Genomic DNA, 24,972 nt, shown 5'->3' on the forward strand with positions numbered 1-24,972 from the left:
TCATCGTCAAATGTTGTCCATGAAAACCTCTGGGGATGTCACCATCGTCGGCGCAGGGCCCGTCGGCCTCCTGCTCGCCTCCGAACTCGCGCTGCAGGGCATGCGCACCACCGTGCTCGAACGCCTCACCTCCCAGGCCGACACCATCAAGGCCGGAATGCTCAGCGGCCGCAGCTTCCAGATGCTCGCCATGCGCGGCCTCGGCCCCGCCATCACCGCCGCCAGCGAGGCCGAGATCGCCCGCCTCGCCTGGTACCGGCGCAGCACCGGCCACTTCGCCGGACTGTTCAAACTGGACGGTCTCGACCTCGTCATGCTGAGCCAGCAGGCACTCGAACGCGTTCTCGAAGCCCGTGCCCTCGAACTCGGCGTCGAGATCCGCCGCGGCGTCGAGGTCACCGACCTGGACTTCGGCACGGACTACGTCGTCGGCTGCGACGGCGGCCGCAGCACCGTCCGCAAGCTCGCGGGGATCGACTTCCCCGGCACCGGCCCGAGCCTCACCGGCTACCAGGCCGTCGTCGACCTGGAAGGCGACCTCGACCGCGGCTGGAACTACACGCCCACCGGCGTCTACGCCTCCGGTCCGATGCAGGGTCGCATCATGATGATCGAGTACTCCGGCCCGCCCGCGACCCGTGAGGTGAACCGCGAGATCCTCGAAGCCTCACTGCGCCGGGTGAGCGGCCGCGACGTGCGCATCACCGCCGTCCACACCGCCACCGTCTGGACCGACAACACCCGTCAGGCCGCCACCTACCGCAAGGGCAACGTGCTGCTGGCGGGGGACGCCGCCCATGTCCATTCTCCGTTCGGCGGGCAGGGTCTCAACCTCGGCCTGCAGGACGCGCTGAACCTCGGCTGGAAGCTCGCCACCGGCGACTCCGAGCTGATCGACACCTACACGACCGAACGCCACCCCGTCGCGGAACGGGTCCTGCGCAACACGATGGCCCAGGTCGCGCTGTCCCGCCCGGATCCGCAGTCCCGCGAGCTGCACTCGCTGTTCAGCGACCTGCTCGACCTGCGGGAGGTGAAGTCCCGCATCTCCGCGATGATCCAGGGCACCGACATCCGCTACGACACGGGCTGCGACCACCCGCTGGCCGGCACGTTCGTCCCGGACCTCGACCTCTCCGACGGCAAGGGCACCAGCATCGTGCTGGACGGCCTCGAAGCCACCGTCCGCCCGGACGGCTACATCTCCAGGATCGGCCCGTGAAAATCGCAGTCACCGGCGCGACCGGCACCCAGGGCGGTGCCGTCACACGGCTCCTGACCGACCGCGGCCACGACGTCCGCCGCGTGACCAGAAACCCCAAGCAGCCCAACGACGTTCACGGCGACTTCGACGACCCAGCCTCGCTGACGCAGGCGTTCGCGGGCGTCGACGGCGTCTTCCTGATGACCCCGCTCAGCGACCCCAACGAGGTGGCGCAGGGCAAAGCCGCGATCGACGCCGCCCGGCACGTGCCGCACGTCGTCTTCACATCGGCCACCAACGCCGACCGCGGCACCGGCATCCCGCACTTCGACACCAAAGCGGAGATCGAGCACCACCTGGCCGCGCACCATCCTCAGTGGACGGTCCTCGGCCCGGCCGCGTTCATGGGTGCCGAAGGTCCGGTGGCCCTGCCGATCCCACCGGACCTGAAGCTCTACGTCGTCGCGCCCGAGGACATCGCGGCCATGGCCGTGCTGGCCTTCGAACAGCCGGAGCGGTTCCGCAACCGCCGCATCGACATAGCGAGCGACCGCCTCACCGGACCGGAGATGGCCGCGATCAGGGGCACGGAGTTCGTCGAGATCCCACTCGCCCAGGCCGAGCGGTACTCCGCCGACCTGGCCGCGATGTTCCGCCACCACACCGAGATCGGGCTGGACCTCGACCTCGCGGCGCTCCACGCGGAGTTCCCCGAGGTCGGCTGGCACACCTACCGGGACTGGATCGCCACCCGGACGAGCTGATACCGGAGCGTCGGGCGTGCGTTCACCGCGCGCCCTCGCCAAGTGGCTCATGAGCCACCCGCACTTCCGGTGTGATGTGCGCAACCAGGCCACACCGGAAGAGGCCGAGGCACACCCTGACGGGACCTCGTCAGGCGCTGTGCGCCGCTCCCGACCAGCTCTGCAGCATCCGGAACGCGATCGACGCCCCGCCCGCGAGCCCGAGCCCCGGAACGCTGCCGGGCTCCTCGATCGCCATGCGGACGTCCGCCCGCGACACCCACCTGGCCTCGGCGATCTCGCCGTCGGCAGGCACCAGCGGTTCGGAAGGATCGGCCACGGCCTCGAACCCGATCATCAGCGACCGGGGGAACGGCCACGGCTGGCTGCCGAGGTAGCGGATGTCCCGCACGGTCACGCCGACCTCTTCGAGGATCTCGCGCGCCACGCAGGCTTCCAGCGACTCACCGGACTCGACGAACCCGGCGAGCACCGAGAACCGGCCCTCCGGCCACCCGGGTCCGCGAGCCAGCAGCACCTGGTCGGCCCCGTCGTGCACGAGGCAGATCACGGCGGCGTCGGTGCGCGGGTACTCCTCGCGGCCGCAGCCGGAGCACACCGAGACCCAGCCGGACTTCTCCAGCCCGGTCGGCGAGCCGCACTTGGCGCAGAACTTCCCCAGCCGGTGCCACTGGAACAACGCCGCCGCGGTCGTGAAGAGACCCGCCGACATGTCGTCCAGCGTCGCACCGGCCTGCCGCAGGTCGAGCCACTGCGGCTCGTCGGTCAGTTCCGGCGCGACCCACGAACGGCCGACCGGGACCTGCTCACCCTCCTCGGCGGGCATCAGCACGGCGAAGTAGGCCACTCCGTCCTGCTCACCGAGCAGGACGGAGCCCAGTGGCGGCTGCTCGCCGAACTCGACGGCGGGCCGGTCGACCACGCGGGTGCCGCGCTCGGCGACGAGCGTGCGGCCGCGGGTGTCGACCACGATCATGCGGGCTTTCGGCCAGAGCGCGGCGATCCGCTCGGAATCGCCGCGCAACGGCTCGCTCCTGTCGATCGTGAACCTCGACAGCGCGGGCAGACCTACCAGGTCGAAGCTCACTGGAACGAGACTCCGCCCAGATCGATCCCACCCAGCGCGGCGAGCTTCGGCTTGAGCAGCTCGGCGTCGCCGACGAGCACACCGGTGAAGTTGCCGGGAGCGAAGAACTCCAGCGCCGCCGCGGCGACCTGCTCCGGCGTGACCTTCTCCAGCCGGGCCGGGTGCTCGATCAGCCAGTCGATGCCCAGTCCGAGGCCGACGAGGTTCACCACGAACGACGCCAGGCCGGACTGCGACGACGTCGTGGTCAGCAGCGTGCCGATGGCGTACCGGCGTGCAACGTCCACTTCGGACTCCGACGGCGGCACCAGGCCGAGCCGCGCGAGCTCGTACCGCGTCTCCATCAGCGCTGCCGCCGTCACCTCCGACGCCGTGTCCGCGTCGATGAGCAGCGTGGCGCCGTGGATCGTGAACTCGGGGTGCGAGCGGGCGCTGTAGGTGTAGCCCTTGTCCTCGCGGATGTTCTCGACCAGGCGGGACGAGAAGAACCCGCCGTAGACGAGGTTCGCGATCTGCAGCGCGGGGTAGCGGGGATCGGTGCGCGGGATCGCCTGTGCGGCAAGGCGGATCTGCGACTGCACGGCACCGGCGCGGTGCACCAGCAGCACGTCACCGCCCTTCACCACCGGCAGCGGCGGCAGCTGGACGGCCTCGCCCTCGCCCTGCCAGGCACCCAGCGCCTCGCCGATCTGGGCCACGGCCTCTGCCGGCTCGACGTCGCCGACGACCACGAGCACCGAGCCGCGCGGCAGCAACGCCTTGCGGTGCAACGCCACCACGTCGTCGCGGGTGACGGCGGCGACCTCGTCGGCCTCCGGCATCTCCTTGGCGTACGGGTGGTCGCCGTACAGCACCTTCTGCAGCGCCTCGCGGGCGATGACGTTCGGCTGCGAGCGGGCGATCGTGATGCGCTCGACCAGGCGGCCGCGCTCGCGCTCCAGCTCGTCGGCCGGGTAGGAGGCGTTGGTCAGCACGTCGCGCAGCACGTCCAGCACGGTGCCGAGGCCGGTGGCCAGCGCGTTGCCGGTGATGCTCAGCCGCTCGGGGTCGACGACGGAGTCGAGCTCGCCGCCGACGAGCGCCAGCTCGGTGTCGATCTGCACGCGGGACCGCGAGGCGGTGCCGGTGAGCACGGTGTTGGCGAGCAGCTCCGCCTGGGCGGAGTGGTGCGAGCCGGCGCTCGACGTGGCCGGGTCCGCGAACGGGACGCGCAGCCGCACCTCGACCATCGGCACAGTGGCGCGCTTGACCGCGATGACGCGCAGGCCGTTCGGCAGCACCGTGTCCACAGTGGACAGATCAGCGGCCGCCTTCTGCACACCGAGCTCCGGCAGCGGACGCGGGCCTGCCGACGTGCGCCCGATCTCCTCAGCCGAACGGTGGGTCTTCGCGGCGGTCACTGAGCTCCTCCGGTGGGCTTGACGAGAAGAAGGGCGCGGGCGTCGGGACGCAGCGCCTTGGCCGCGGCGGACACCTCGTCCACGGTCACCGAGGCGATCCGCTCGGGCAGTTCGTAGATCAGCTCGGCGCGGCCGAACAGCAGCTCCGCCGAGCCGAGGCCCAGCGTGCGGTTCGTGAGCCGGTCGTGCTCCTTGTGCATGGTCGACGCCCAGCGGGCCGTGACCTTCGCGAGCTCCTCCGCCGACGGCGGTTCCTGCGCGAGCTTCTGCAGCTCCTCGTCGATGGCCGCGACGACCTGCTCGGCGGAGACCTCGGCGGTGTGGATCGCGGTGATGCTGAACGTGTCCGGGTCGCGGGCCTCCAGCGGACCGAACAGGCCGCAGCCGGCGTTCAGGTCGATCACGATGCCCTCGCGGTGCACCAGGCGCTGCTGCAGGCGCGAGCTGTCGCCGTCGGTCAGCACGCCCGCGAGCACCAGGTAGGCGAGGTAGCCGTCGATGTCGGTGACCGGGTCCGGCACGCGGTAGCCGATCGCGATCGCGGGCAGCGGAGCCAGCGCGTCGTTGTGCTCGTGTCGCACCTCCCCCTGCGGTGCGGGCTCGGCGAACGAGGGACGCTCCGGCTTCGGCCGCGCGGGCACGTCGCCGAAGTGCTTCTCCACCAACGTCTTCGTGGCCTCGACGTCGAGGTCGCCCGCGACGGTCAGCACCGCGTTGGACGGCGAGTAGTAGGTGTCGAAGAACTCCGCGCAGTCGTCGACCGTGGCGCTCTCCAGGTCGACGAAGTCGCCGTAGCCGTTGTGCGCGTTGGCGAACGTCTTGAACAGCACCGGCGGCAGGAGGATCCAGGGGAACCCGCCGTACGGGCGGTTCAGCACGTTGAGCCGGATCTCCTCCTTCACCACGTCGATCTGGTTGCGGAGGTTCTCCTCGGTGAGCTTCGGCGCGCGCATGCGGTCGGCCTCGAGGAACAGCGCCCGCTCGAGCGCCGCCGAGGGCAGCACCTGGTAGTAGTCGGTGTAGTCCGGGTGCGTGGACCCGTTGAACGTGCCGCCCGACGACTGCACATGGCGGAAGTGGGCCAGCTTCTCCAGGCTTTCGCTGCCCTGGAACATCAGGTGCTCGAAGAGGTGCGCGAACCCGGTGCGCCCCTCCGGCTCGGAGCGGAAGCCGACGTCGTAGTGCACGCTGACGCCGACGACCGGTGCGCTGGCGTCGGGGGCGAGCACCACCCGCAGGCCGTTGGGCAACGTGAACCTGTGCAGTTCGGGTGAGGCCATGCCCGCAAGCCTACGGGTTCGGCGCCCGGAGCGATCGAAGGTGGCCCGCCTGGGCCAGCACGCCGTCCAACGCCCCCAGGAACGCCGGGAAGCTGCGCCGGAAGTCGGACGCGTTCCCGTACCAATAGAGGTCTTGCCGGCCGAACGTCGCGAGCCAGCGCTCGGTCTCGCCGAGCACCACCGCGTACGGGAGCGAACGGGAGAACACGAGCTCGCGGTCGGCCTCGGGAACGTCGTCGGGCGTCACGCCGTGCAGGTACCCGCGCAGGCCGCGGACGTGCTCCAGCAGCTCGCTGCCGCGCTTCGTGCGGGCGGGCATCGACCGGGCGCCGAACGCCAGCGCGACACCGGCCACGGCGACGGCGAGCCCGAACAGCGCGTTGCCGATCGTCAGCGCCAGCACGACGGTCGTGGCGAGGCCCAGCACCGCGATCACGATGCCCGCCCACCAGAAGAGGCTGCGCTCGGCGTCCGGGCGGCGGACGAACCAGCGCTTCTCCACCACGTCCGCGTAGAGCCGGTCGCGGACCTGGGCGAGATCGATCCGGCGGCCGCGCAGCTCGGACACCGTCACCGCGTCGACGCCTTGCGGCAGAAGGGCTTCGTAGACGGCCCTCTCGTAGCCGGAGAGCGAGTCGTCGGCCGGGTTGCGGCGCACGATCTGCCAGTCGTGGCTGAAACCATCCTCTTGGCGGACCTCGGCGATCCACAGGTAGTTGCGCACGGCGAGGTCGATGACCGTGGCGGTCACGTCGACGACGTCCACGTGCTCGTCGACGACCGTGCCGACCTGGCCTGGCAGCACACCGTCGGGTGACGCGAACGCGACACGTCCGGCCTGGTCGCGCACCAGCACGGACACCGCGCGGACCTCGCTCGCGAGCGCCGCGGCGTCCCGGCCGCGCAGGTACCAGAGCAGGGCGACACCGCCGAGCAGCAACACGAGCAGGCCACCGAGCGCGGCACCGCTGACCGGCGTCAGGGCGAACGCGGCTGCGAGACCGGACTGCTCGACCACGACGGCGTTGGGCGGCACGACACCCGCGGACAGTCCAATCGCGACGTCGACGCGTTCACCGGCGCCGAGCTTGATCTCCTGCGCCCGCACGCCCTTGCCGTCCGCGAGGTCGGCGCTGGTGCACGGCTGCGACGAGCCCACGGGACCCGCGAGGCAGTTGACCGACGTCGGCGAGTCGGGTGCGGAGAACGTGACGGCGACCTTGTCGAGCTCGGTGTCCCAGCCGCCCGCGACCTGCCAGCGGACCTCCAGCGCGTCACCGACCGGGGCGACCGCGCCGACGACCGTGTAGGTCAGCGTCGCCTGGCCGCCCTCGAACGTCGCCGAGAACTTGTCGTCGTCGACGGTCGCGCTGCCCTTGCCCTCGACCTTGGCGTCGGTGACCTGGTATTGGCGCTCCAGGCCGTTGCCCACCGCGAGTCGCAAGGGGACGGTCCGCTTCACCGTCTTGCCGTCCGGCACGTGGACGGTCTCGGTGACGGACAGCCTGGCGTCGCGCTCCAGCTTCATCCGCACCTCTGTGCTGACCGTCCCGGGAAGCGGCTGCGCGAGCGCGCCAACGGCCGTGCCCGACGTCATGACTGCGGTCAGCGCGGCCGTGGCGAAGATCGCCACTCCCCAGTTCTTCAACACGGCTGCGGACAATAGCGGAGTCCTCATATGCTCCGGCGGACTTTCGAACAGACGCCATCTGGGGGATTTTCGGCGATGACGCAACCACCGCCGCCGGGTAATTGGCCGCCACCGCGCCCGGTAGGCCCACCACCCGTGCCCGCACCACGTCAGTACGGGCCGCCGATGCCTCCCCGCCCTGTTCAGGGGCCTCCGCAGATGCGTCCGACGGGACCGCCGCCCGGCCGCGCACCGCTGCCGCCGCCGCGTCCCGTGATGCCACCACCACAGCCGATGTGGGGCCCGCCACCTCCCGGCGGTTTCACGCCACCGCCGTACCCGATGCCGCCGCGGCGCAAGAGCAGCAACGGCCCGATCCTCGCGCTGGTCCTCGGCGGCGTGGTGATCCTGGGACTCGGTGCCGTCGGTGTCTTCGCGGCGTCGTTGAACAGCAAGGTGAAGGAGGCGGGCAACTCGAACTACACGACCTACAGCCCGACCTACACCTACACGTCGACGACGACCACGACCACCAGCACGACGGCGACCACGCGCACCTCGTCGACGCGGACGTCCTCCACGCCGACGCAGCCGCCCGGACCGAAGGCCGTCTACAAGCTCGCCGACCATCCGATCTTCGGCACCGGGATCGGCGCGAACGACCTCGCCGCGTGCCCGTTGCCGAAGATGGAGTACAACCCGGCGGGCGAGGAGCGGTTCCTCGCGGCCGCGCTGCCGTGCATCGAGAAGGCGTGGCAGCCGGCGATGAAGGCGGCCAACCTGCCGTACCAGCCGGTCGAGCTGCAGGTGTTCACCGGCACCGTGAACACCCCGTGCGGCTCCCGGCGCAACGACGTCACGGCGATGTACTGCCAGGGCGTCATCTACTGGCCGGGCAACTATTACGCCAACGAAGGTGGCACGACGGTCCGGCATCCCGGCGTGTACCTCGGTCAGCTCAGCCACGAGTACGGCCACCACATCCAGTGGCTGGCCGGCTTTCTGCGCGCCGCCAGTGAGGCCCAGTACGACGTGGGCGGCTGGGACACCAGGCAGGGCCTCGAGCTCAACCGCAGGAAGGAGCTGCAGGCCACCTGCTTCGGCGGCATGACGCTCGCTCCGTTCTCGCACAAGAACGTCATCCCGATGGACGTCGTGAACACCGGGCTGAGCGACGCGAGCCAACGCGGCGACTACAACCGCACGCCCGACCACGGCAGTCAGCAGAACAACGAGCGTTGGGTGATGCACGGCCACAAGCAGAACGACATCAAAGCCTGCAACACCTGGGCGGCGAGTTCCGCGGACGTCTCGTGAACCGATCCCCCGGCCGGCGCGTCTCAAGAACGTGGACGGGACGCGTTAGCCCGGTCGGGGGACGAACGATCTCGGTCCGCATATGCTCGTACCCGACCCAGGCTCACCAATGGGGGGACCTCAGGCGATGACGCAACCACCGCCGCCGGGCAACTGGCCACCGCCACGCCCGGTCGGCCCTCCGCCGATGCCCGCACCGCTCGGGCAGCGTCCGCCGCAAGGTTCACCACCTCCGTACGGCATGCCGCCGCAGGGCCCTCCGATGGGTCCGCCGCCCGGCCACTACGGCCCTCCGCCGCCCCCGCCGGGCCAGGTCATGCCGCCGCCGCAACCGACGTGGGGCCCGCCGCCGGGCGGTTTCCAGCCCGGTTATGCGCCGTACCCGGCCATGCCACCCCGGAAGAAGAGCAACGGCCCGATCGTGGCTCTGATCCTCGGCGGCGTGGTGATCCTCGGCCTGGGCGCGGTCGGTGTGTTCGCCGCGACCCTGAACAGCAGGGTGAAGGAGGCCGGCAGCTCGAACTACACGACCTACAGCCCGACCTTCACCTACACGACCACCACCGAACCCACGGCCTCGACCACGACCTCGTCGCGTCCGTCGGCCTCCCGCACGCCGTCGGCGTCCGCGACGCCCGAGGGCCCGAGGGCCGTCTACGCCCTGGCCGACCACCCGTTCCTGAAGCCGAACTTCGGCGCGAACACGATCTCCGGCTGCCCGCTCCCCGCGATGGACTACTCCCCGGCGGGCCAGGACCGCTTCCTGCGCGCCGCGCTGCCGTGCATCGAGAGCATGTGGAAGCCGGCCCTGCAGGCGGCCAACCTCCCGTACCAGCCCGTCGAGCTGCACATCGTCACCGAGACCGTGCAGTACCCGTGCGGCACCGTTCGCCCGGACTCCACCGCGCGGTACTGCCAGGGCGGCATCTACTGGACCGCCAACGCCTACGCCGCGGAACGCAACCCGAACAACCCGAACCACCCCGGCAAGTACCTCGGCCAGCTGGCGCACGAGTACGGCCACCACATCCAGTGGCTCACCGGAATGCTGAAAGCGTCGGACCGCGCGCAGTACGACGCGGGAGGGTGGGATACTCCGAAGGGCCTCGACCTGAACCGCCGGATGGAGCTGCAGGCAACCTGCTTCGGCGGCATGAGCCTGGCACCGCTGTCGCACGGCGCAATACCCATGGACGTGATCCGAGTGGCTCTGACGGACGCGGGCAACCGAGGCGACTACGACATCTACCCGACGAAGGACCACGGCACACCGGAGAACAACGCGGCTTGGGTGGACAGGGGCTACCGCAACAACAAGGCCTCGGAGTGCAACACCTGGGCAGCTGACGCGGGATCCGTCTCCTGAGGACCCGGAAGGGGCGAACGTGACCCAACCAGCCAAGAACAACCCTGTCGTGCTCGGGGCCGTGTTCGTGCTGGTGGTCGCCTTCGTCCTCGGAATCGGTCAACTGAGCCGCCCCAGACTGGTGACCGGCCACGCGCTGGCGGATTCCCGCGCCGCCACGTCCCCGTCGAGCCCGGCGGAGCCGTCGACCGCGGTCCGCCCCCGCGCGGTCTACCGCCTGGCTGACCACCCGTTCCTGGTGACGCCGGCGCCCCTCGCCCCGGTGACCTGTCAGCTCCCGCCGTTCGGCGTCTCCGACCAGCAACTCGTCGCCTACTACACGGCGGGCGTCGCGTGCCTGGATTCCGCCTGGGCCCCGTTGCTGGCTTCTGCCAACCTCCCGTTCGAGAAGCCGACGCTCGACGCCTCGCCCGAGCTCAAGGACGGGCCGTGCGGCGCGGCCCCGGAGTCCGAGCACGCCGTCGCCTACTACTGCGGCCGCAACCGCACCATCTACATGCCGACGGCCCGCCTGCGCGAGAACGGCGGCGGCGACGCCCCGGCGACCCACCTGGCCACTCTCGCCCACGAGTACGGCCACCACGTCCAGGCACTCTCGGGTCTCCTGCGCGCGGCCGACCTGAAGATCACCGACGCGGGCGAGAAGACCCCGGCGGGTCTGGAGATGTCGCGCCGGATCGAGCTGCAGGCCAACTGCTTCGCGGGCATGTTCCTCGCGGGCGCCGCGGGCAAGGGCTCCGTGACGCCGGTACTGGCCCGGCAGGCGCAGGAGGACTTCAAGTACGCCGTCGAGGAGAAGCCCGAGAACAACGCCCACGGCTCGGCCGCCAACCAGGCCCTGTGGGCGACGACGGGCTTCAAGAGCAACTCGACGACGGCCTGCAACACCTTCGCCGCCCCGGCAGCGCAGGTGTCCTAACGCAACCGAGCCCGCTCGTCGACGAGCCGGGTGGGCTTGCCGAGGAACAACTTCAGGTCGCTGACCGGCCCGTACGCCAGGTTGAGCGTGGTCATCTCGTAGTTGTGGGCACCGTCACGCGGCCGCTGCCACCGGTGGTTGAGCTGCCACCGCACCCACTCCCCGCGCGCGAGCCGCACCGGAGAAGGCCGGTTCCACCGGCGCGGTGCCGCGTGCATGGTGTCCTGCAGCTGCACGGCCAGCATCTCGTCGGATTCCAGGAGGCTGAGGCGGATGCGGTCGATCGAGTCGCTCTCCTTCGACCACACCGGTTCGAAGTCGCACCACTCGAGCTGGATCACCTCGTGCACGGCAGGCCGCCCGTGCGGCAACGGGAACGCCTCGGGCACGGCGTTGCGCCGAGCAGCCTCGGCTCCACCACGGGAATCCTTGGTCCACTCGGTCCGCACCCACTGCACCACAACGTCGACGTCCACCCCGACAGGGAAGCAAAACTCCCCGGACCGACGCGACTGGTTATGCGGGCGCGACCGGCAGGACGACCCGGAACACGGCTCCGGAGCCGGACGGCTCACAGGTCAGCTCGCCGCCATGAGCCCGAACCACCCCGCGAGCGATAGCCAGCCCGAGTCCCGAGCCACCGGACCGCCGATCGCGGGCGTCGTCCAACCGCACCAGGCGGTCGAAGATCCGTTCCCGTTCGGCCTCCGGCACCCCAGGGCCGTTGTCGGACACGGTGAACCCGGTCAGGTCGACCCGGATCCGCACGCTCCCCTGTGGACCGGTGGCCTGCCTGGCGTTGTCCACGAGGTTCGCGAGCACCTGCGCCAGCCGCTGCCCGTCCCCGACCACGGTGACCGAGACCCCTTCGGCGGCGATGTCGAAGTCCGGTGCCACATAACGGGTCCGAGCCACCTCGGCCTCGGCCAGCGCCAGCAGGTCCACGGCTTCGCGCTGCATCTCGTACCCGGCGTCCAGCTGGGCCAGCGCGAGAAGGTCATCGACCAGCCGTCCGGCCCGCCGCGCCTCCCGGACCAGCAGGAACGACATCTGGTCCCGATCAGGCGAGTCGACCGGCGCCTGCACCAGCGCCTCGGCCACGGCCTGAACACCCGTGATCGGCGTGCGCAGTTCGTGAGCGGCATCGGCGACGAACCGCCGGGTCCGCTGCTCGGACCCCTCCAGCGAGTCCAGCATCCCGTCGAAGGCCGCAGCCGTCCGTCCCAGCTCGGTGTCCGTGCGCGAAGGGTTCAACCGACCGCCCCGATGCCCGGCGGCAATGGCCTGGGCCAGGGACGTCATGGCGTCGAGAGGAGCCAGCGCCCGCCGGACCACCCAGATCATCAACACCCCGGTGATCACGATGGCCCCGAGCCCCAGCATGATCAGCAGCTTGCGCAGCCGGACCTGCGCCTGCGAGATGGCCTCGGTGTCGGCGTAGAACGTGAACTTGGCCGCCCCGAAGGTGTGGTTCTTGCGCACGAACTGGCCGTCTTCCGGCGCGTCCCCGAACCGGATCCCGTTGGGCAGCTCCACGGTGACGTGGATGTTCCGCTTGGTCAGCTGCCGGACGACGTCCCGTGGCGGATTGCCCTTCATCAACAACACACCCGCGCGGTTCTCGGCATCACGCAGAACGAGGTCGACGTCCTTGTTGGACTGCCCCTGGAAGGTCCGGTCGACGGCGATGACCAGCGCGACCAGCACCAGGAACAACACCAGCAGCACCGAGACGGCGACCCGCCGCCGCAGCGAGACAGTGCGCAGGTTCATTCGTCGGCCCGCAACACGTACCCCAGGCCACGCACGGTGTGCACGAGCCGTGGCCCGTGCTCTTCGAGCTTGCGCCGCACAGCGCTGATGTGGACCTCGACGAGGTTCGGGTCGTAGTCCTCATAACCCCACACGGCGGTGAGGATCTGCGTCTTGGACACCACCCGCCCGCGCTGCGCCGCCAGGTACACCAGGAGCCGCAGCTCGGTGGCCGTCAGCTCGATGGCCTTGTCGGCCCGCATGACCACGCCGGCGTCGGCGTCGACGACCAGGTCGCCGACCTGGACGGTGGACGGCGTCCGCCCGAGCCGGCGCAGCACCGCCGACACCCGTGCGACGAGCTCTGCCAGCACGAACGGTTTGCCGACGTAGTCGTCCGCCCCGCCGGACAGGCCGCGCAACCGGTCGGGAACCCCGTCCCTGGCGGTCAGCATGACCACCCCGGCCCCGGAAGCCCTGCGGATCACCTCGAGCAGCGCGAAGCCGTCGCGGCCGGGCAGCATCACGTCGAGCACGACCAGATCGGGCCGGAAGCGCCCGAGATCGGCCTCCAGCTGCCGCCCGTCCAGCCGGTGCTGCACCTCGTACCCGGACTCGCGCAACGCGGACGACACCGCGGCGCCGATCGCCTCGGCGTCCTCGATCACCAACACCCTGGCGGACACCTCCTCATTCTGCTGATCATCCGGACTTCGGGCGACTCGCCTTCAGCTCACGCTCAGCATGTGCGCGCACCCTGAGGCACATGTCGAAGAAATCTGCGTGGGCCGGCGCCATCGTCGCGGCCGTCGGGCTCACCGTCGGCGGCATCGCGGTCGCGGCAGCGGCCGACAACCCCGATGGCCCGCCCGCGGCGTTCGCGGAGCGCCACCCCGGCGGTCCCGGCAAACCGGGCCGCCCGGACAAGGTGAAGCTGAAGGGCGGCACTCTCGTCGTCGGACGTGTGAAATCCGTCGAATCCGGCAAACTCACGATCACCAAGGACGACGGCAGCGAAGTGTCGTTGACCACTGACAGCTCGACGAAGCTGCGTGGTGGAGACCTGGGTGGCCTGAAGGCCGACCAGCGCGTGACCGTGCGCGTGAAGGACGGCAAGGCGCTGAACGTGGCGCTCGCCAAGGCGCACGAGCAGGGCACGATCAAGGACGTCAACGGGAACAACGCCACGTTGATCCAGGTAGACGGCCTGCAGACGCCGCTCGACCTGTCCGGCGTGAGCGAGAAGCCGAAGAACGGCGACCTCGTCGCGGTGACCGGTTCGGTGTCCGACGGCAAGACCATCAAGGTCGAGCAGCTACGTCAGTTGCCGAAGTAAACCTGGGCTCCACGCGGACCGCCGCGTCTGCGAACATCGCAGTGTGGCGGTTCCGCGAAGCCCGAACAGATGGGTGTTCATCCTGCTGGTCGTCGGACTGGTCGGGATCGGGGTCGCGATCGCTCTTTTGGCGCCCGCCAAGGTGCTGGGCGCCGAGGAGCCCCCCAGACCCGTGACCGCGACCGTCATCGAGACCGGGTCGTGCGGCCAGGGCATGGACACCGTCGAGTGGGATGCGAACGGCGAGAAGAAGCAGGCCAAGCTCGACGGTTGCGGCCACCGCAAAGGCGAGACCCTCGAAATCGTGAACACCGGCAACGACATGGTGTCGTCCGCTTCCTCCGTCCCGGTCGGACTGCCGGTAGGACGCCGCCTCACCGCGCTGCTGCTGTGCATGGCAGCGCTGGCGGGCGGTTTTTACGCGTTCCTCTTCCGCTACGCGCCTCTGCGAGCGCCGGCCGTGCTCCCCACTCGGAGCGATTAGGCCTGAGGGACTCTTTGAAGCGTGTAAGAATTCGAATCGCACCGCATTTTTGGGGATAGCACTCGCGTTGGTCGGCGCCATTCAGCCCGCCGTCGCGGACCCGTCCTGGACCCGCCGGCAAGTCAGGCATCCCGCCTCGACTCAGCCGAGGCGGGACGTGGCTTTCACTCCCCGCCGGGCGGGGTCACCTTCTTGACGTAGAGCAGCCGGTCGCCCGGCTCGATCGCGTCGGCTTCCGGGGCGTCGACCCGGTACAGCGTCTTGCCCCGCACCACGCCGAGCACGATGTCCGACAGGTGCCGCGGCGACCCGCCGATCTCACTCGCCTCGACGTCGCGTTCGGCGATCGCGAGACCCGCGTCCGGCGTGAGCAGGTCCTCCACCATCGCGACCACCGACGGCGTCGCCGTGGCCATGCCGAGCAGCCGGCCCGCCGTCTCCGACGACACGACCACCGAGTCCGCGCCGGACTGCTTGAGCAGGTGCTCGTTCTCCCGCTCCCGCACTGACGCCACGATCTGCGCCTTCGGGGCGAGCTCGCGGGCGGTCAACGTCACCAGCACCGCCGTGTCGTCCCGGTTCGGCGCAACGACGATCGCGCGCGCTCGGGCCGCACCGGCGACCCTCAGCACGTCGTTGCGCGTACCGGACCCATGCACGGTGACGAGCCCGATGGCGGACGCGGCGTCGAGCGATTCCTGCACGGTGTCCACGACGACGATCGAGCCGGGCTCGACACCGTCACCGAGCAGCGCCGCGACGGCCGACCGTCCCTTGGTGCCATAACCGACGACCACCACGTGGTCCCGCACGACCCGCCTCCACTTCTGAATGCGCAACGCCTGACGGGAGCGCTCGGTGAGAACTTCGAGTGTCGTGCCGACCAGCACGATCAGGAACAAGACCCGCAACGGCGTGATGACCAGAACGTTCACCAGCCGCGCCGACGACGAGGCGGGCGTGATGTCGCCGTAGCCGGTCGTCGAGAGAGACACCGTCGCGTAGTAGAACGAGTCGAGCAACGAGACGCCGTCCCCGTTGACGTCACGGTAGCCCTCGCGGTCGAGGTAGACGATCAGCACCGCGAGCAGCAGTGCGGCCGACGCCCCGATCACGCGCTTGACGATGGCGCGGACCGGGCTCTGCGCCTGGTCCGGCATCTTGATCACGCCGACGAGCGAGTGCGACGCTTCGTCAGTCAGGCTCATCGAGTCAACCTCTTCGCGATATTTGCTTGGGGAAGCATTCGCCACAGGTGAGCCGCCGCCTCCGCACCTTTGAGGAGCAGCGGTACCACGACGCGTTCGTTCGGCGCGTGCACGCGATCATCCGGCAAGGTCGCTCCGAGGTAGACGAGGGGCACCCCGAGCCACGCCTGCAGCACCGCGGCGGGCCCGGACCCACCGGCCCGCGCGAACCGCACGGGCTGGTCGAACGCCAGCTCCATCGCCTCCTTCACCGTCGCGTTGGCCGGGTCGTCGGGGCTGATCGCGTACGGCGGCACCCCGTCGCCGCGGAAGCTCACCTCCGCCCTGATGCCCGGCGGAGTGTGCTCGGCGACGAACTCCTTGAGCTGGTCCGCGACCTTCTCCGGCAGCTGGTCGGGCACGAGCCGGAAGCTGAGCTTCGCGGTCGCGGTGGCCGGGATGATCGTCTTCAGGCCGGGCCCGGTGTAGCCGCTGCTGATGCCGTTGATCTCGGCGGTCGGCCGCACCCAGATGCGTTCGAGCGTCGTGTAGCCGGGTTCACCCGCGGTTGCCTGCGCGCCACCCCCGTTGTGCGCCAACCACTTCCGCTCGTCGAACGGCAGCGCGGCGTAGTCGCTTCGTTCCTTTGCGGACGGTTCGCGGACGTCGTCGTAGAAGCCCGGCAGCTGGATCCGGCCCTCCTCGTCGTGCAGCGCCGCGATCAGTTTCGCCAATGCCGTGGCGGGGTTCGGAATCGCGCCGCCGGCCCGCCCCGAATGCACGTCGTCGGTGCCGCCGAAGAACGTGATCTCACCGCCGAGAACACCGCGTTGGCCGGTGTTGACGGTGGGCGCATCGCGTTCGTGCAACGCGGTGTCCGTGAACACCACGAGATCACAGCCGAGGTCTTCCCGGTGGTCTTCGAGCAGCTTTCGCAGATGCGGAGAACCCGATTCCTCCTCACCCTCGATGAAGAGTTTCAGCGTGACGCTCGGCGCATTCTGGCCAGTCGCCGCCAGATGCGCTTTCACCGCGAGCAGGTGCATCGCGACCTGCCCCTTGTCGTCACTCGCACCACGGCCGTACAACTCGTCGCCGCTGGTCACGGGCTCGAACGGCGGATGGTGCCACCGCTCGACCGGATCGACGGGCTGCACGTCGTGGTGTCCGTAGACGAGCACGGTCGGAGCACCGGGATCCGCGGCGGGCCAGCAGGCGTACACGGCGGGCAACGCCGGCCCGTCGTCCCAGATCTCGATCTCCGGCCAGCCGTCCTCCCTGAGCTGCCCGGCCAGCCACTCGGCAGATCTCCGCACGTCAACGCGATGCTCGGGGTCGACGCCAATCGACGGGATCTTGATCCACTCGCGGAGCCCGGCGACGAAGGATTCGCTCAGCGCGGCAACCGCGGCACGTTCGGGATGATGAGAATCACCTGCCACGCCCGAGGAGAATAGGCCAGCCCCACCTCGCCTACGCGGCGTAGGCATGACAGGGTGACCGCATGGAACCGAACCGTTCCCGAGCGCGATCAGCGCTGGCGCTCGCCGCACTGCTCGGCCTGGCCGGAATCACCCACTTCACCAGGCCCAAGTACTACGACGCGATCGTCCCGCGCCCCCTGCCCGGCACTCCGCGGCAGTGGACCTACGCGTCGGGCGCGGCCGAACTCGCCCTGGCCACAGCGGTAGCGGCCCCACGCACCCGCCGCCTGGGCAGCCTGGCAACCGCGGCCTTCTTCGTGGCGGTGTTCCCGGCAAACGTGAAAATGGCTCTGGACTTTCGCTCCAAGTCGCCAAAGGCGCGCGCCCTGGCGTATGGTCGCCTGCCACTGCAGGTCCCACTCGTCGCGTGGGCCTGGAAAGTGGCCAAAGCGACCCCATGACCACCCTGGGTAATCCTTAACCAAGTATCCCGCAAACGCTGTCATTTCTCGCGCGAGCAACCTTAGGATGCGCCCTGTGCAAACGCTTCTCCAGCGCGCCGCAACAGCGCTCGGCTGGGACGGAGTCGTCGTTCCCGACGTCGCCGTCCTGGGCCAGCAGGTGTCCGCGGTGGTGCGTTTGCTACCCGAGGTCCACGAGTGGCGCACCCAGAACGGCTGGCCACCACGCGCCGACCCGTCCTGGTTCCGCTCCTGGTTCGAGCCCGAGGCCCACGACCGCCTACCCGTCGCCGCCGTCGAACTCGTCGGCGTCCTGGTCAGCGAGTCCACCACGGACCGAGCCCTGCAGTCCTGCGGCACCCTGCTGACCCTGGCACCGTGCGCGGTGATGCTGCCCCGGTCCGACGAGTCGCAGGCCTGGTCGTACATCGAACTCGACTACTACGGCATCGGCGTCGTGGTCGCCGACGACACCTCGGCCGACATGATGGTGCCGCCGGAGGACCGCTCCCCCGAGTTCGGGCCGTCGCTCTTCGGGCGGTGGCTGCTCGAGGTGCTGTACGAGCGGGTCCTCAAGGCGTCGCACGCACCGGCCAGCACCTGAGTCGCAGCTTCAGCCAAGCCGTCCCACTGATCACGACCCCACCGATCGGATCAGGTCCTTCAGGCCCTGCTCATCCAGCAGGTCCGCCGGCCGCAACGTGTGATCGTGACGCACGTAGTGGAACGCGGCCCGGACCCGCTCCAACGGCTCCCCCACCAGCGTCGCCCACGCCAGCCGGTACGCCGCGAGCTGCACCGACAGCGCCGGCAGGGCCTCCGCGTCCGGCACCGCGCCGGTTTTCCAGTCGACGACGGTCCAGCCGTCCTGGTCCTTGTAGACGGCGTCCATGCGGCCTCGGACCGAGATTCCGTCGAACTCGGCTTCGAAGGGCACCTCGACGTCGTGTGGCGTGCGGTCTGCCCAGGCGCTGGAGAGGAACGCCTCCTTCAGGCGTTCGAGGTCGGCGTCCGGGGAGGCGTCGGCGTCGCCCGCGCCTGGCAGTTCGTCGATGTCGAGCAGGCGGGTGGCGCCGAAGCGGTTTTCCAGCCACGTGTGGAAGGCCGTGCCTCGGCGCGCCAGTGGGTTCGGGGGGAACGGCAGGGGACGCCTCAGACGGCGGGCCAGCAGGTCCGGGTCCTTGGCCAGTTCGACCAGTTGGCTCACCGAGAGGTGCTCGGGCAGTTCGACCTGTTCGCGGCGGGTCATCGACGCGGCGCGCTCGGCCAGCAGGACGTCCACGTCCTTGGCCCAGCCGTCCGGGTCGTCTTCCTCCGGCATCTCCGGGTCGTCGGGCACCACGTCGTCGGGCAGCGGTTCGGGCTCTGGCGGGAAGTCGTCGTCCGGCGGCTCGTCCGGCGGCGGATAGTCCTCGACCGCCACAGCCGGTTCTTCCTCGAAGATCAGCGGCAGTGGTTCGGGTGGGGCGTTGCGGAGTTCGTCCAACGCGGCCAGCACCATCTTGGCGCCCTCGACCACGGCGTCGCGGCGCTTGCCCAGCGGATCGGCCGGCCACTGGGACGTCTTCACGTCTTCTGCCAGGGGGTTCGGGGTGTCGGGGTCCGGTTCGTCTGCCCACACGCTGATGTCGCCCGGCGGGTTGTCGCGTCGCAGGACCTCGTGCATCTCCTGCAGGAACACCGACGGGCCCTTGGGCTTGTCGCCCGCCTCCGCCCACCAGTGGCCGGACATGAGCAGGCTGTGCTCGGCGCGCGTGACACCTACGTAGAAGAGTCTGCGTTCCTCCACCAGGCGCCTGTCTTCGAACTCCTCGGCGTGGATCGTGAGCGCCTCGTCGACCTCCTTGCGGTTGAAGCCGGCCGACAACCGCAAGGAAGGCAGGTCCTGGGCGTCGCCTCGCAGGTCGGCCGGGAGTTCGGTGACGGCCTTCAGCCAGCACGACGACTTCTTGCGGCCCGGGAAGACGTCCTTGACCAGGTGCGGCAGCGCGACGATCCGCCACTCCAGGCCCTTGGCCGAGTGCACGGTCAGGATCTGCACGCGGTCCTCGGACACCTCCACCTCGCCGGGCTCGAGGCCGTCCTCGGCGTGCTCGGCCGCGTAGAGGTAGTCGAGCAACGACGACAGCGTCGCGGACGGGCTGGCCGCCGCGAAGTCCGTGACCACGTCGGCGAACGCGTCGAGGTGTGCGCGGCCTACCATGCCCGGCCGCGACATGGCCTCGATGTCGAGCAGCAACGTGCGTTCGACGTCCGCCACCAGCTCTGGCAGCGGCTGGTCCAGGCGGCGTCGCAACGCAGCCAGCTCGGCCCCGAGCCTGCGAATGCGCCGATAGCCGTCCTGCGAGTAGGCGTCGGGATCACCGGGGTCGTCCAACGCGTCGGCCAGGCCGGCCTGCTCGGCGTGCTCACCGGGCAACGCGTCCGCCAGCACGAGCAGAGGATCGTCCACAACGGACTGTCTGCTTTGGACACCAGCCAGCTCACGTGCGCGACTCCACAACGCTGCCAGGTCCCGTGCCGCCAGGCGCCAGCGCGAGCCGGTCAGCAGGCGCGCGGCCGCCGTGCCCGCCAGCGGATCCACGAGAACCCTCAGCGCCGACACCAGGTCCCGCACCTCGGGCTCGTCGAGCAGGCCGCCGAGGCCCACGACCTCGACCGGCAGGCCGCGTTCCCTGAGCGCGGCCGCGATCGCCGCCATGTCGGAGCGCCGTCGCACCAGAACGGCGGCCGTCGGCGGCACGCCTTCGGTGTCGAGGTGCGCTTCCCATTGTGCCGCAACGTTGTCCGCCATCCAGTCGAGCTCCTGGCGGATGTCGGCGTGCAACGCGAGCCGGACGTCGCCCGGTCCCGCGCCGGGGCGCGCGCGCAGTTCCTCGACGTCCAGGCCGGCCTCGCGCAGCGGCAGTGACACCGCGTTCGCGAGCTCCAGCACCTCCGGCGGGTTGCGGAAACTGGTCAGCAGCCCGAACTTCCTGGTGGGCGGGAAGTCGTCGGCGAAGCGCGGCAGGTTCGCGGCGGACGCCCCACGCCAGCCGTAGATGGCCTGCGCCGGGTCGCCCACGGACGTGACGGGCATCGGCTTGCCCTCACCGAACAGCGACCGCAACAAGACGCGCTGGGCGTGCCCGGTGTCCTGGTACTCGTCCAGCAGCACCGCGCCGTACCGCTCGCGCTCGCCCTCCGCGACCTCCTCGAACTGGGCGAGCTGTGCGGCCAGCGACATCTGGTCCGCGAAGTCGAGCGCCGCTTCCTTCCGCTTGCGCAGCTGGTACGCCTCCAGCAGCGGGAGGAGCGCGACCCGCAGCCGTTGCGCGCGAATGACCTCCTGCAGCTTCTCCGGCAGGCCGTCGCGTTGCCGGGGCGCACGCGGGGCGTTCTCGATGAGCGCACAAAGCTTGTCCGCGTGGTTCTGCAGGGCTTCCGGCGTGACGAGGTGCTCGCCGAGCTCACCGGCCAGCGCCAGCAGGTAGCCGGTGATCGTCGCCGGGACCTTGTCGGTGTCGAGGTCCTTGGCCCACGTCGACACCACCCGGTGCGCGAGCTGCCACGACGCGGTCTCGGTGAGCAGCCGCACACCAGGCTCCACCGGCAGCCGCAAACCGTGTTCGGACACCAGGCGCCCGGCGTACGCGTGGTACGTCAGCACCACGGGCTCGCCGGTCAGCACGGCCATCTTGCGCTCGCCGCTCGGGTCGAGCTCGTCGAGCAGCGAAGACCCGGCCAGCCTGCGTAGCCGCGCGCGCACGCGGTCCGCGAGTTGCCGCGCCGCCTTGCGGGTGAAGGTCAGGCCCAGAACGCGGTCGGGCAGCACGACACCGTTCGCGACCAGCCAGACGACGCGGGCCGCCATGGTCTCGGTCTTGCCCGCGCCAGCACCGGCCACGACCAGGGCCGGCTGGGTGGGTGCGGCGATGACCTCGGCCTGCTCGGGGGTCGGCTTGTTGAGCCCGAGCGCCTCGGCGATCTCGAACGGACTGACCGTCATCGGGCGACCAGTCCACACGTGACGTCGCACCGCACGTCGCACGGGGCGACGAGCCGGTCACAGGTCCTGAACAACGTCACCAGCACATCTTCCTACCCAGGCTGCGCGCGTCTCCGCACCACCCAGGCCCTACTCGCTCACCTGTCGCCCTGACGGGTGGACCGGGCACGTCGTGCGAGCAGGGCAACGGTCGCAGTCGGCGTTCTCCCGAGCGGTGTAGTTCGGGCCCAGCACCGACTCCGCCGCTCCCTGGACGACCTCCAGCCACGCGCGGACGCCCTGCTCGTCCAACGGCGCCTGCGTGCGTTCGACAGCGCCGGTCTTCTTGTCCTCCTTGGCTACGTAGAGCAGGCGGGCGCCACCCGGTTCGGTGCCCAGGCCGATGTGGGTGAACCCGCCCAGCGAGGTGGCCAGCTGGTAGACGGCCAGCTGGGGGTGCTCCTGCGAGGCGTCGCGGGAGACCGGGCTCTTGCCCGTCTTGATGTCGATGACGACCGGGCGGCCGTCCTCGTCGTGTTCCAGGCGGTCGACCCGGCCGCGGACCTGGAGCCACGGCCCGCCGTCGCGTTTGGGCACCTCCACGACCATTTCCTCTTCCACCGCGACCTGGGTCAGCTGGCTGCGGCTCATGGTCAGCCAGGCGAGGAACGTGTCGAGCATCCGCTCCACGCGCAGACGTTCGCGGCGGGAGAACCACGGGGCGCCCGCGTCGACAGCTGCCCAGGCCTCGTCCAGCTTCAGGCGCAGCTGAGCCGCGTCGGCACCGGACGCCGCCGCCTGGGCCAGCGCGTGGACCAGGGTGCCCGTCACGGACGCCAGTTCGGCCGGATCTTGGCCTCCGTGGCGTTCCACGACCCAGCGCAACGGGCACTTCGTGATCACCTCGATGGTCGACGGCGTCACGCTGACCTTCTGCTCCTCCGTCCACAGTGGAGCATCGGTCGACACGTCGGCCACGCCGTACCAGGACTCCGGATGCGCGCCGGGCACACCTGCTTCAGCCAGGCGGGCCAGCTGCCTAGCCGCACGCGAACGGCGCTCCGGGTCCTCAGAGTCCGAGCACACCACGCGGCGGAGCTCGCCCACCAGCTCGCCCAGCACCAGACCGCGCTGCGGGCGGTGCAGCTTGCGCTCTTCCTCGGCGGACGACTCGATCTCGTCGAGGAAGCGCGACGGCTGTTCGTCCTCACCCCGGACGGCACTGATCAGCAGCTTCGACCGGGCGCGGGAGGCGGCCACGAGCAGCAGGCGGCGTTCCTCGGCCAGGATCGGTGCCACCGCCGACACCGACGGTTCGAGGCCCGCCAGGACGTCCACCATGCGTTCGACACCGAGCACCGTGCCGCGCAGCCGCAGATCGGGCCAGCTGCCCTCCTGCACCCCCGGCACGGCAACGACCTCCCACTCGCGTCCGGCGGCGGAGTGTGCGGTCAGGACGGACACCGCTTCACCCGTGGGAGCCGAGGCGGCCAGGGTGTCGCCGACGATCCGCTGCGACTCCAGGTAGTCCGCGAACCCCGCCACACCCGACCCCGGCAGCCGGTCGACGTACTTCGCGGCCGCCTCGAACAGCGCGACGATCGCGTCCAGGTCGCGGTCGGCCTGCATGCCCGGCATGCCCCGGCGAGCCGACTGCGCGACCCAGCGGTCCTGCAGGCCCGTCGCCGTCCAGAGGTCCCACAGGACGACCTCCACCGACTTGCCGGCCTCGATCGCCTTGCGCGCCAACGCCAGCAGGTGCGAGATCCGCCGCGCGGGCAACGACTCCACGTCCTCCAGTGCTGCCAGCCGGTCTGCCGTCTCCAGCACTTCGACCAGCAGCTCGCCGGAAGGACGGTCGCCTCCAGCTGCCATCTCCAGCCGCCGCAGACCACGGCGCAACCGCCGCAGCGCCAACGGATCCGCGCCACCGTACGCGGACGACAGCAACATCGCGGCCGTGTCCTCGTCCAGCGAACCCGGCACCGCCGCGGCACGGAGCAGGGCCAGCAACGGACGCACCGAAGGCTGCTGCGCCAACGGCAACTCGTCCGACGGCACGGCCACCGGCACCCCCGCCGCCAGCATCGCCCGTTGCAGCACCGGCAAAGACAGCGTCGCCGAACGCACGACCACGGCCATCTGCGACCACGGCACCTCGTCGGCCAGGTGGGAGCGCCGCAGCTGGTCGGCCACCCACGTCGCCTCCTGCGCGGACGACGCGAGCAGCCGCACCTGCACGGACCCCTCGCCGTCGGCGGGCAGCACCGACCGCGTGGGAGACGCTCCAGGCAGGCGGGAAGCCAGGCGGGCCACCGCGTCCCGGATCTCCGGCATCATCCGGAAGGACCTCGGCAGCACCACCGTCTCGCCCGGCACGTCCCGCAGGATCTCCGGATCGGCGCCGCGGAACGTGAAGATCGCCTGGTCGGGGTCGCCCACCAGGACGAACCGCTCCGCGCCCGACCCCAGCGAGCTGATCAGCGAGTACTGCATCGGGTCGAGGTGCTGTGCGTCGTCGACCAGCAGGTACCGCACCCGCCGCCGTTCGGCCGAAAGCAGGTCTTCGTCGTTCACGAACGCCGCGTACGCCGACGACACCAGCTCGGCGGCGTCGTAGGCGGGGGCGAACGCCGTCGCGGAGTCCATGCCGGACAGCAGATTCACCGACTCGTACTGCTGACCGAAGAGGCCGGCCGCCACCCACTCGTCCCGCCCGTGCTCCTCGCCGAGCTCGATCAGGTCCTCCGGCCCCAGGCCCCGTTCGGCCGCACGCAACAGCAGATCGCGCAGCTCGTGCGCGAACCCCGGCAGCTCCAGCGCGGGACGCAGCCGCTCCGGCCAGGTCAACGCACCCAGCTCGACGTCACCGGCGAGCAGCTCACGAACCATCGCGTCCTGGTCAGGGCCCGACAGCAACCGCGGCGGCGGCTCTCCCTGCAGCACCGCCTGGTTGCGCAGCACCGCGAACGCGTACGAGTGCACGGTCCGCACCAACGGCTCGCGAATCGTCGAGAGCCGCCCGGTGAGCAACCGCGTGATGTGCGCGCGCAATGCCACGGACGCACGCCGGTTCGCGGTGAGCACCAGCACGTTCTCCGGTGAGGCACCCTCCTCCAGCACGACGTGCGCGGCCAGCTCGGCGAGCAGCGTCGTCTTCCCCGTTCCGGGACCACCCAGCACCCGCAGGAAGCCGGAGCGCGAGAAGACGCGCTGGGCAGCCGAGTCCCACCGGGGACGCGGGCGCGTCTCCGGCTTCCGGCGGACCAGCTGGGGTGGAAGTGCCACGTTCCGATTTCACCACGCTGCACCGACAAGATCAGTCACGCCCGCCGGACGGACCACGGACCGATTTGGTCTACCTTCTTGACAGAGAGAGGTGGTCTAGTCCATT

The 24,972-nt window shown here is 70.3% G+C and carries 20 protein-coding genes; 9 read left to right on the forward strand and 11 right to left on the reverse strand.

Going from position 1 to position 24,972, the window contains the following annotated elements; all coding sequences use genetic code 11:
* Positions 1–19 precede the first annotated feature (19 nt).
* The gene (locus tag JOD27_RS26825) at positions 20–1,222 is read left to right on the forward strand and encodes an FAD-dependent monooxygenase (RefSeq protein WP_204765055.1); all 1,203 of its coding nucleotides are present in this window, start codon (positions 20–22) and stop codon (positions 1,220–1,222) included.
* Complete coding sequence (locus JOD27_RS26830) at positions 1,219–1,968, forward strand: NmrA family NAD(P)-binding protein (RefSeq protein ID WP_204765056.1); 750 nt, start codon at positions 1,219–1,221, stop codon at positions 1,966–1,968. The genes JOD27_RS26825 and JOD27_RS26830 overlap by 4 nt, the downstream gene beginning before the upstream one ends.
* A gap of 130 nt (positions 1,969–2,098) precedes the next feature.
* Here JOD27_RS26830 and nudC read toward each other — a convergent pair whose 3' ends face one another.
* Genes nudC through JOD27_RS26850 form a run of 4 tightly spaced genes read right to left on the reverse strand, consistent with a single transcriptional unit; the run spans position 2,099 to position 7,386 of the window.
* Positions 2,099–3,055 (reverse strand): NAD(+) diphosphatase, encoded by a 957-nt coding sequence (gene nudC / locus JOD27_RS26835; RefSeq protein ID WP_204765057.1) that lies wholly within the window; start codon positions 3,053–3,055, stop codon positions 2,099–2,101.
* Positions 3,052–4,455 carry a M16 family metallopeptidase gene (locus JOD27_RS26840; RefSeq protein ID WP_204765058.1) on the reverse strand — a complete coding sequence of 468 codons (1,404 nt, stop codon included), beginning with the start codon at positions 4,453–4,455 and terminating at the stop codon, positions 3,052–3,054. Before JOD27_RS26840 ends, nudC begins: the two co-directional genes overlap by 4 nt.
* On the reverse strand, positions 4,452–5,735 hold the full coding sequence (locus JOD27_RS26845) for a M16 family metallopeptidase (protein WP_204765059.1): 1,284 nt from the start codon (positions 5,733–5,735) through the stop codon (positions 4,452–4,454). The genes JOD27_RS26840 and JOD27_RS26845 overlap by 4 nt, the downstream gene beginning before the upstream one ends.
* A gap of 10 nt (positions 5,736–5,745) precedes the next feature.
* The gene (locus JOD27_RS26850; RefSeq protein WP_204765060.1) at positions 5,746–7,386 is read right to left on the reverse strand and encodes a DUF2207 domain-containing protein; all 1,641 of its coding nucleotides are present in this window, start codon (positions 7,384–7,386) and stop codon (positions 5,746–5,748) included.
* A gap of 198 nt (positions 7,387–7,584) precedes the next feature.
* Here JOD27_RS26850 and JOD27_RS26855 point away from each other — a divergent pair, with 198 nt between their 5' ends.
* From JOD27_RS26855 to JOD27_RS26865, 3 genes are all read left to right on the forward strand, one after another.
* Complete coding sequence (locus JOD27_RS26855; protein WP_239569138.1) at positions 7,585–8,682, forward strand: neutral zinc metallopeptidase; 1,098 nt, start codon at positions 7,585–7,587, stop codon at positions 8,680–8,682.
* A gap of 127 nt (positions 8,683–8,809) precedes the next feature.
* Entirely contained in the window at positions 8,810–10,048 is a 1,239-nt protein-coding gene (locus JOD27_RS26860; RefSeq protein ID WP_239569042.1) for a neutral zinc metallopeptidase, read from the forward strand.
* A gap of 19 nt (positions 10,049–10,067) precedes the next feature.
* Entirely contained in the window at positions 10,068–10,967 is a 900-nt protein-coding gene (locus JOD27_RS26865) for a neutral zinc metallopeptidase (protein WP_204765061.1), read from the forward strand.
* On the opposite strand, the gene JOD27_RS26870 is transcribed toward JOD27_RS26865, so the two are convergent.
* Genes JOD27_RS26870 through JOD27_RS26880 form a run of 3 tightly spaced genes read right to left on the reverse strand, consistent with a single transcriptional unit; the run spans position 10,964 to position 13,405 of the window.
* The gene (locus JOD27_RS26870) at positions 10,964–11,443 is read right to left on the reverse strand and encodes a hypothetical protein (protein ID WP_204765062.1); all 480 of its coding nucleotides are present in this window, start codon (positions 11,441–11,443) and stop codon (positions 10,964–10,966) included. The two genes, JOD27_RS26865 and JOD27_RS26870, sit on opposite strands and share 4 nt — an antisense overlap.
* A 40-nt stretch (positions 11,444–11,483) precedes the next feature.
* Positions 11,484–12,740, reverse strand: a complete 1,257-nt coding sequence (locus JOD27_RS26875; RefSeq protein ID WP_204765063.1) for a sensor histidine kinase — start codon at positions 12,738–12,740, stop codon at positions 11,484–11,486.
* A complete protein-coding gene (locus JOD27_RS26880) occupies positions 12,737–13,405 on the reverse strand; it encodes a response regulator transcription factor (protein WP_204765064.1) in 669 nt (222 codons plus the stop codon). The genes JOD27_RS26875 and JOD27_RS26880 overlap by 4 nt, the downstream gene beginning before the upstream one ends.
* A gap of 80 nt (positions 13,406–13,485) precedes the next feature.
* Between JOD27_RS26880 and JOD27_RS26885 the strand changes: the two genes are divergently transcribed.
* Positions 13,486–14,055: a single stranded DNA-binding domain-containing protein gene (locus tag JOD27_RS26885; protein ID WP_204765065.1), complete on the forward strand. Its 570-nt coding sequence runs from the start codon at positions 13,486–13,488 to the stop codon at positions 14,053–14,055.
* A gap of 43 nt (positions 14,056–14,098) precedes the next feature.
* Positions 14,099–14,539 carry a hypothetical protein gene (locus JOD27_RS26890; RefSeq protein ID WP_204765066.1) on the forward strand — a complete coding sequence of 147 codons (441 nt, stop codon included), beginning with the start codon at positions 14,099–14,101 and terminating at the stop codon, positions 14,537–14,539.
* Between the two features lie 164 nt (positions 14,540–14,703).
* On the opposite strand, the gene JOD27_RS26895 is transcribed toward JOD27_RS26890, so the two are convergent.
* Together JOD27_RS26895 and JOD27_RS26900 are read right to left on the reverse strand one after the other, a co-directional pair.
* On the reverse strand, positions 14,704–15,747 hold the full coding sequence (locus JOD27_RS26895; protein ID WP_204765067.1) for a potassium channel family protein: 1,044 nt from the start codon (positions 15,745–15,747) through the stop codon (positions 14,704–14,706).
* Positions 15,744–17,168, reverse strand: coding sequence for a M20/M25/M40 family metallo-hydrolase (locus JOD27_RS26900; RefSeq protein ID WP_307830336.1), 1,425 nt, complete (start codon positions 17,166–17,168; stop codon positions 15,744–15,746). The genes JOD27_RS26895 and JOD27_RS26900 overlap by 4 nt, the downstream gene beginning before the upstream one ends.
* A 62-nt stretch (positions 17,169–17,230) precedes the next feature.
* Here JOD27_RS26900 and JOD27_RS26905 point away from each other — a divergent pair, with 62 nt between their 5' ends.
* Positions 17,231–17,611 (forward strand): DoxX family protein, encoded by a 381-nt coding sequence (locus JOD27_RS26905; protein WP_204765069.1) that lies wholly within the window; start codon positions 17,231–17,233, stop codon positions 17,609–17,611.
* Between the two features lie 67 nt (positions 17,612–17,678).
* Entirely contained in the window at positions 17,679–18,215 is a 537-nt protein-coding gene (locus tag JOD27_RS26910) for a hypothetical protein (RefSeq protein WP_372441746.1), read from the forward strand.
* Between the two features lie 30 nt (positions 18,216–18,245).
* On the opposite strand, the gene JOD27_RS26915 is transcribed toward JOD27_RS26910, so the two are convergent.
* Together JOD27_RS26915 and JOD27_RS26920 are read right to left on the reverse strand one after the other, a co-directional pair.
* Positions 18,246–21,599, reverse strand: a complete 3,354-nt coding sequence (locus tag JOD27_RS26915; protein WP_204765071.1) for an ATP-dependent helicase — start codon at positions 21,597–21,599, stop codon at positions 18,246–18,248.
* A gap of 129 nt (positions 21,600–21,728) precedes the next feature.
* A complete protein-coding gene (locus tag JOD27_RS26920) occupies positions 21,729–24,866 on the reverse strand; it encodes an ATP-dependent helicase (RefSeq protein ID WP_204765072.1) in 3,138 nt (1,045 codons plus the stop codon).
* Between the last annotated feature and the right edge of the window lie 106 nt (positions 24,867–24,972).

The sequence above is a fragment of the Lentzea nigeriaca genome, from assembly GCF_016907955.1.
Lineage (GTDB): Bacteria > Actinomycetota > Actinomycetes > Mycobacteriales > Pseudonocardiaceae > Lentzea > Lentzea nigeriaca.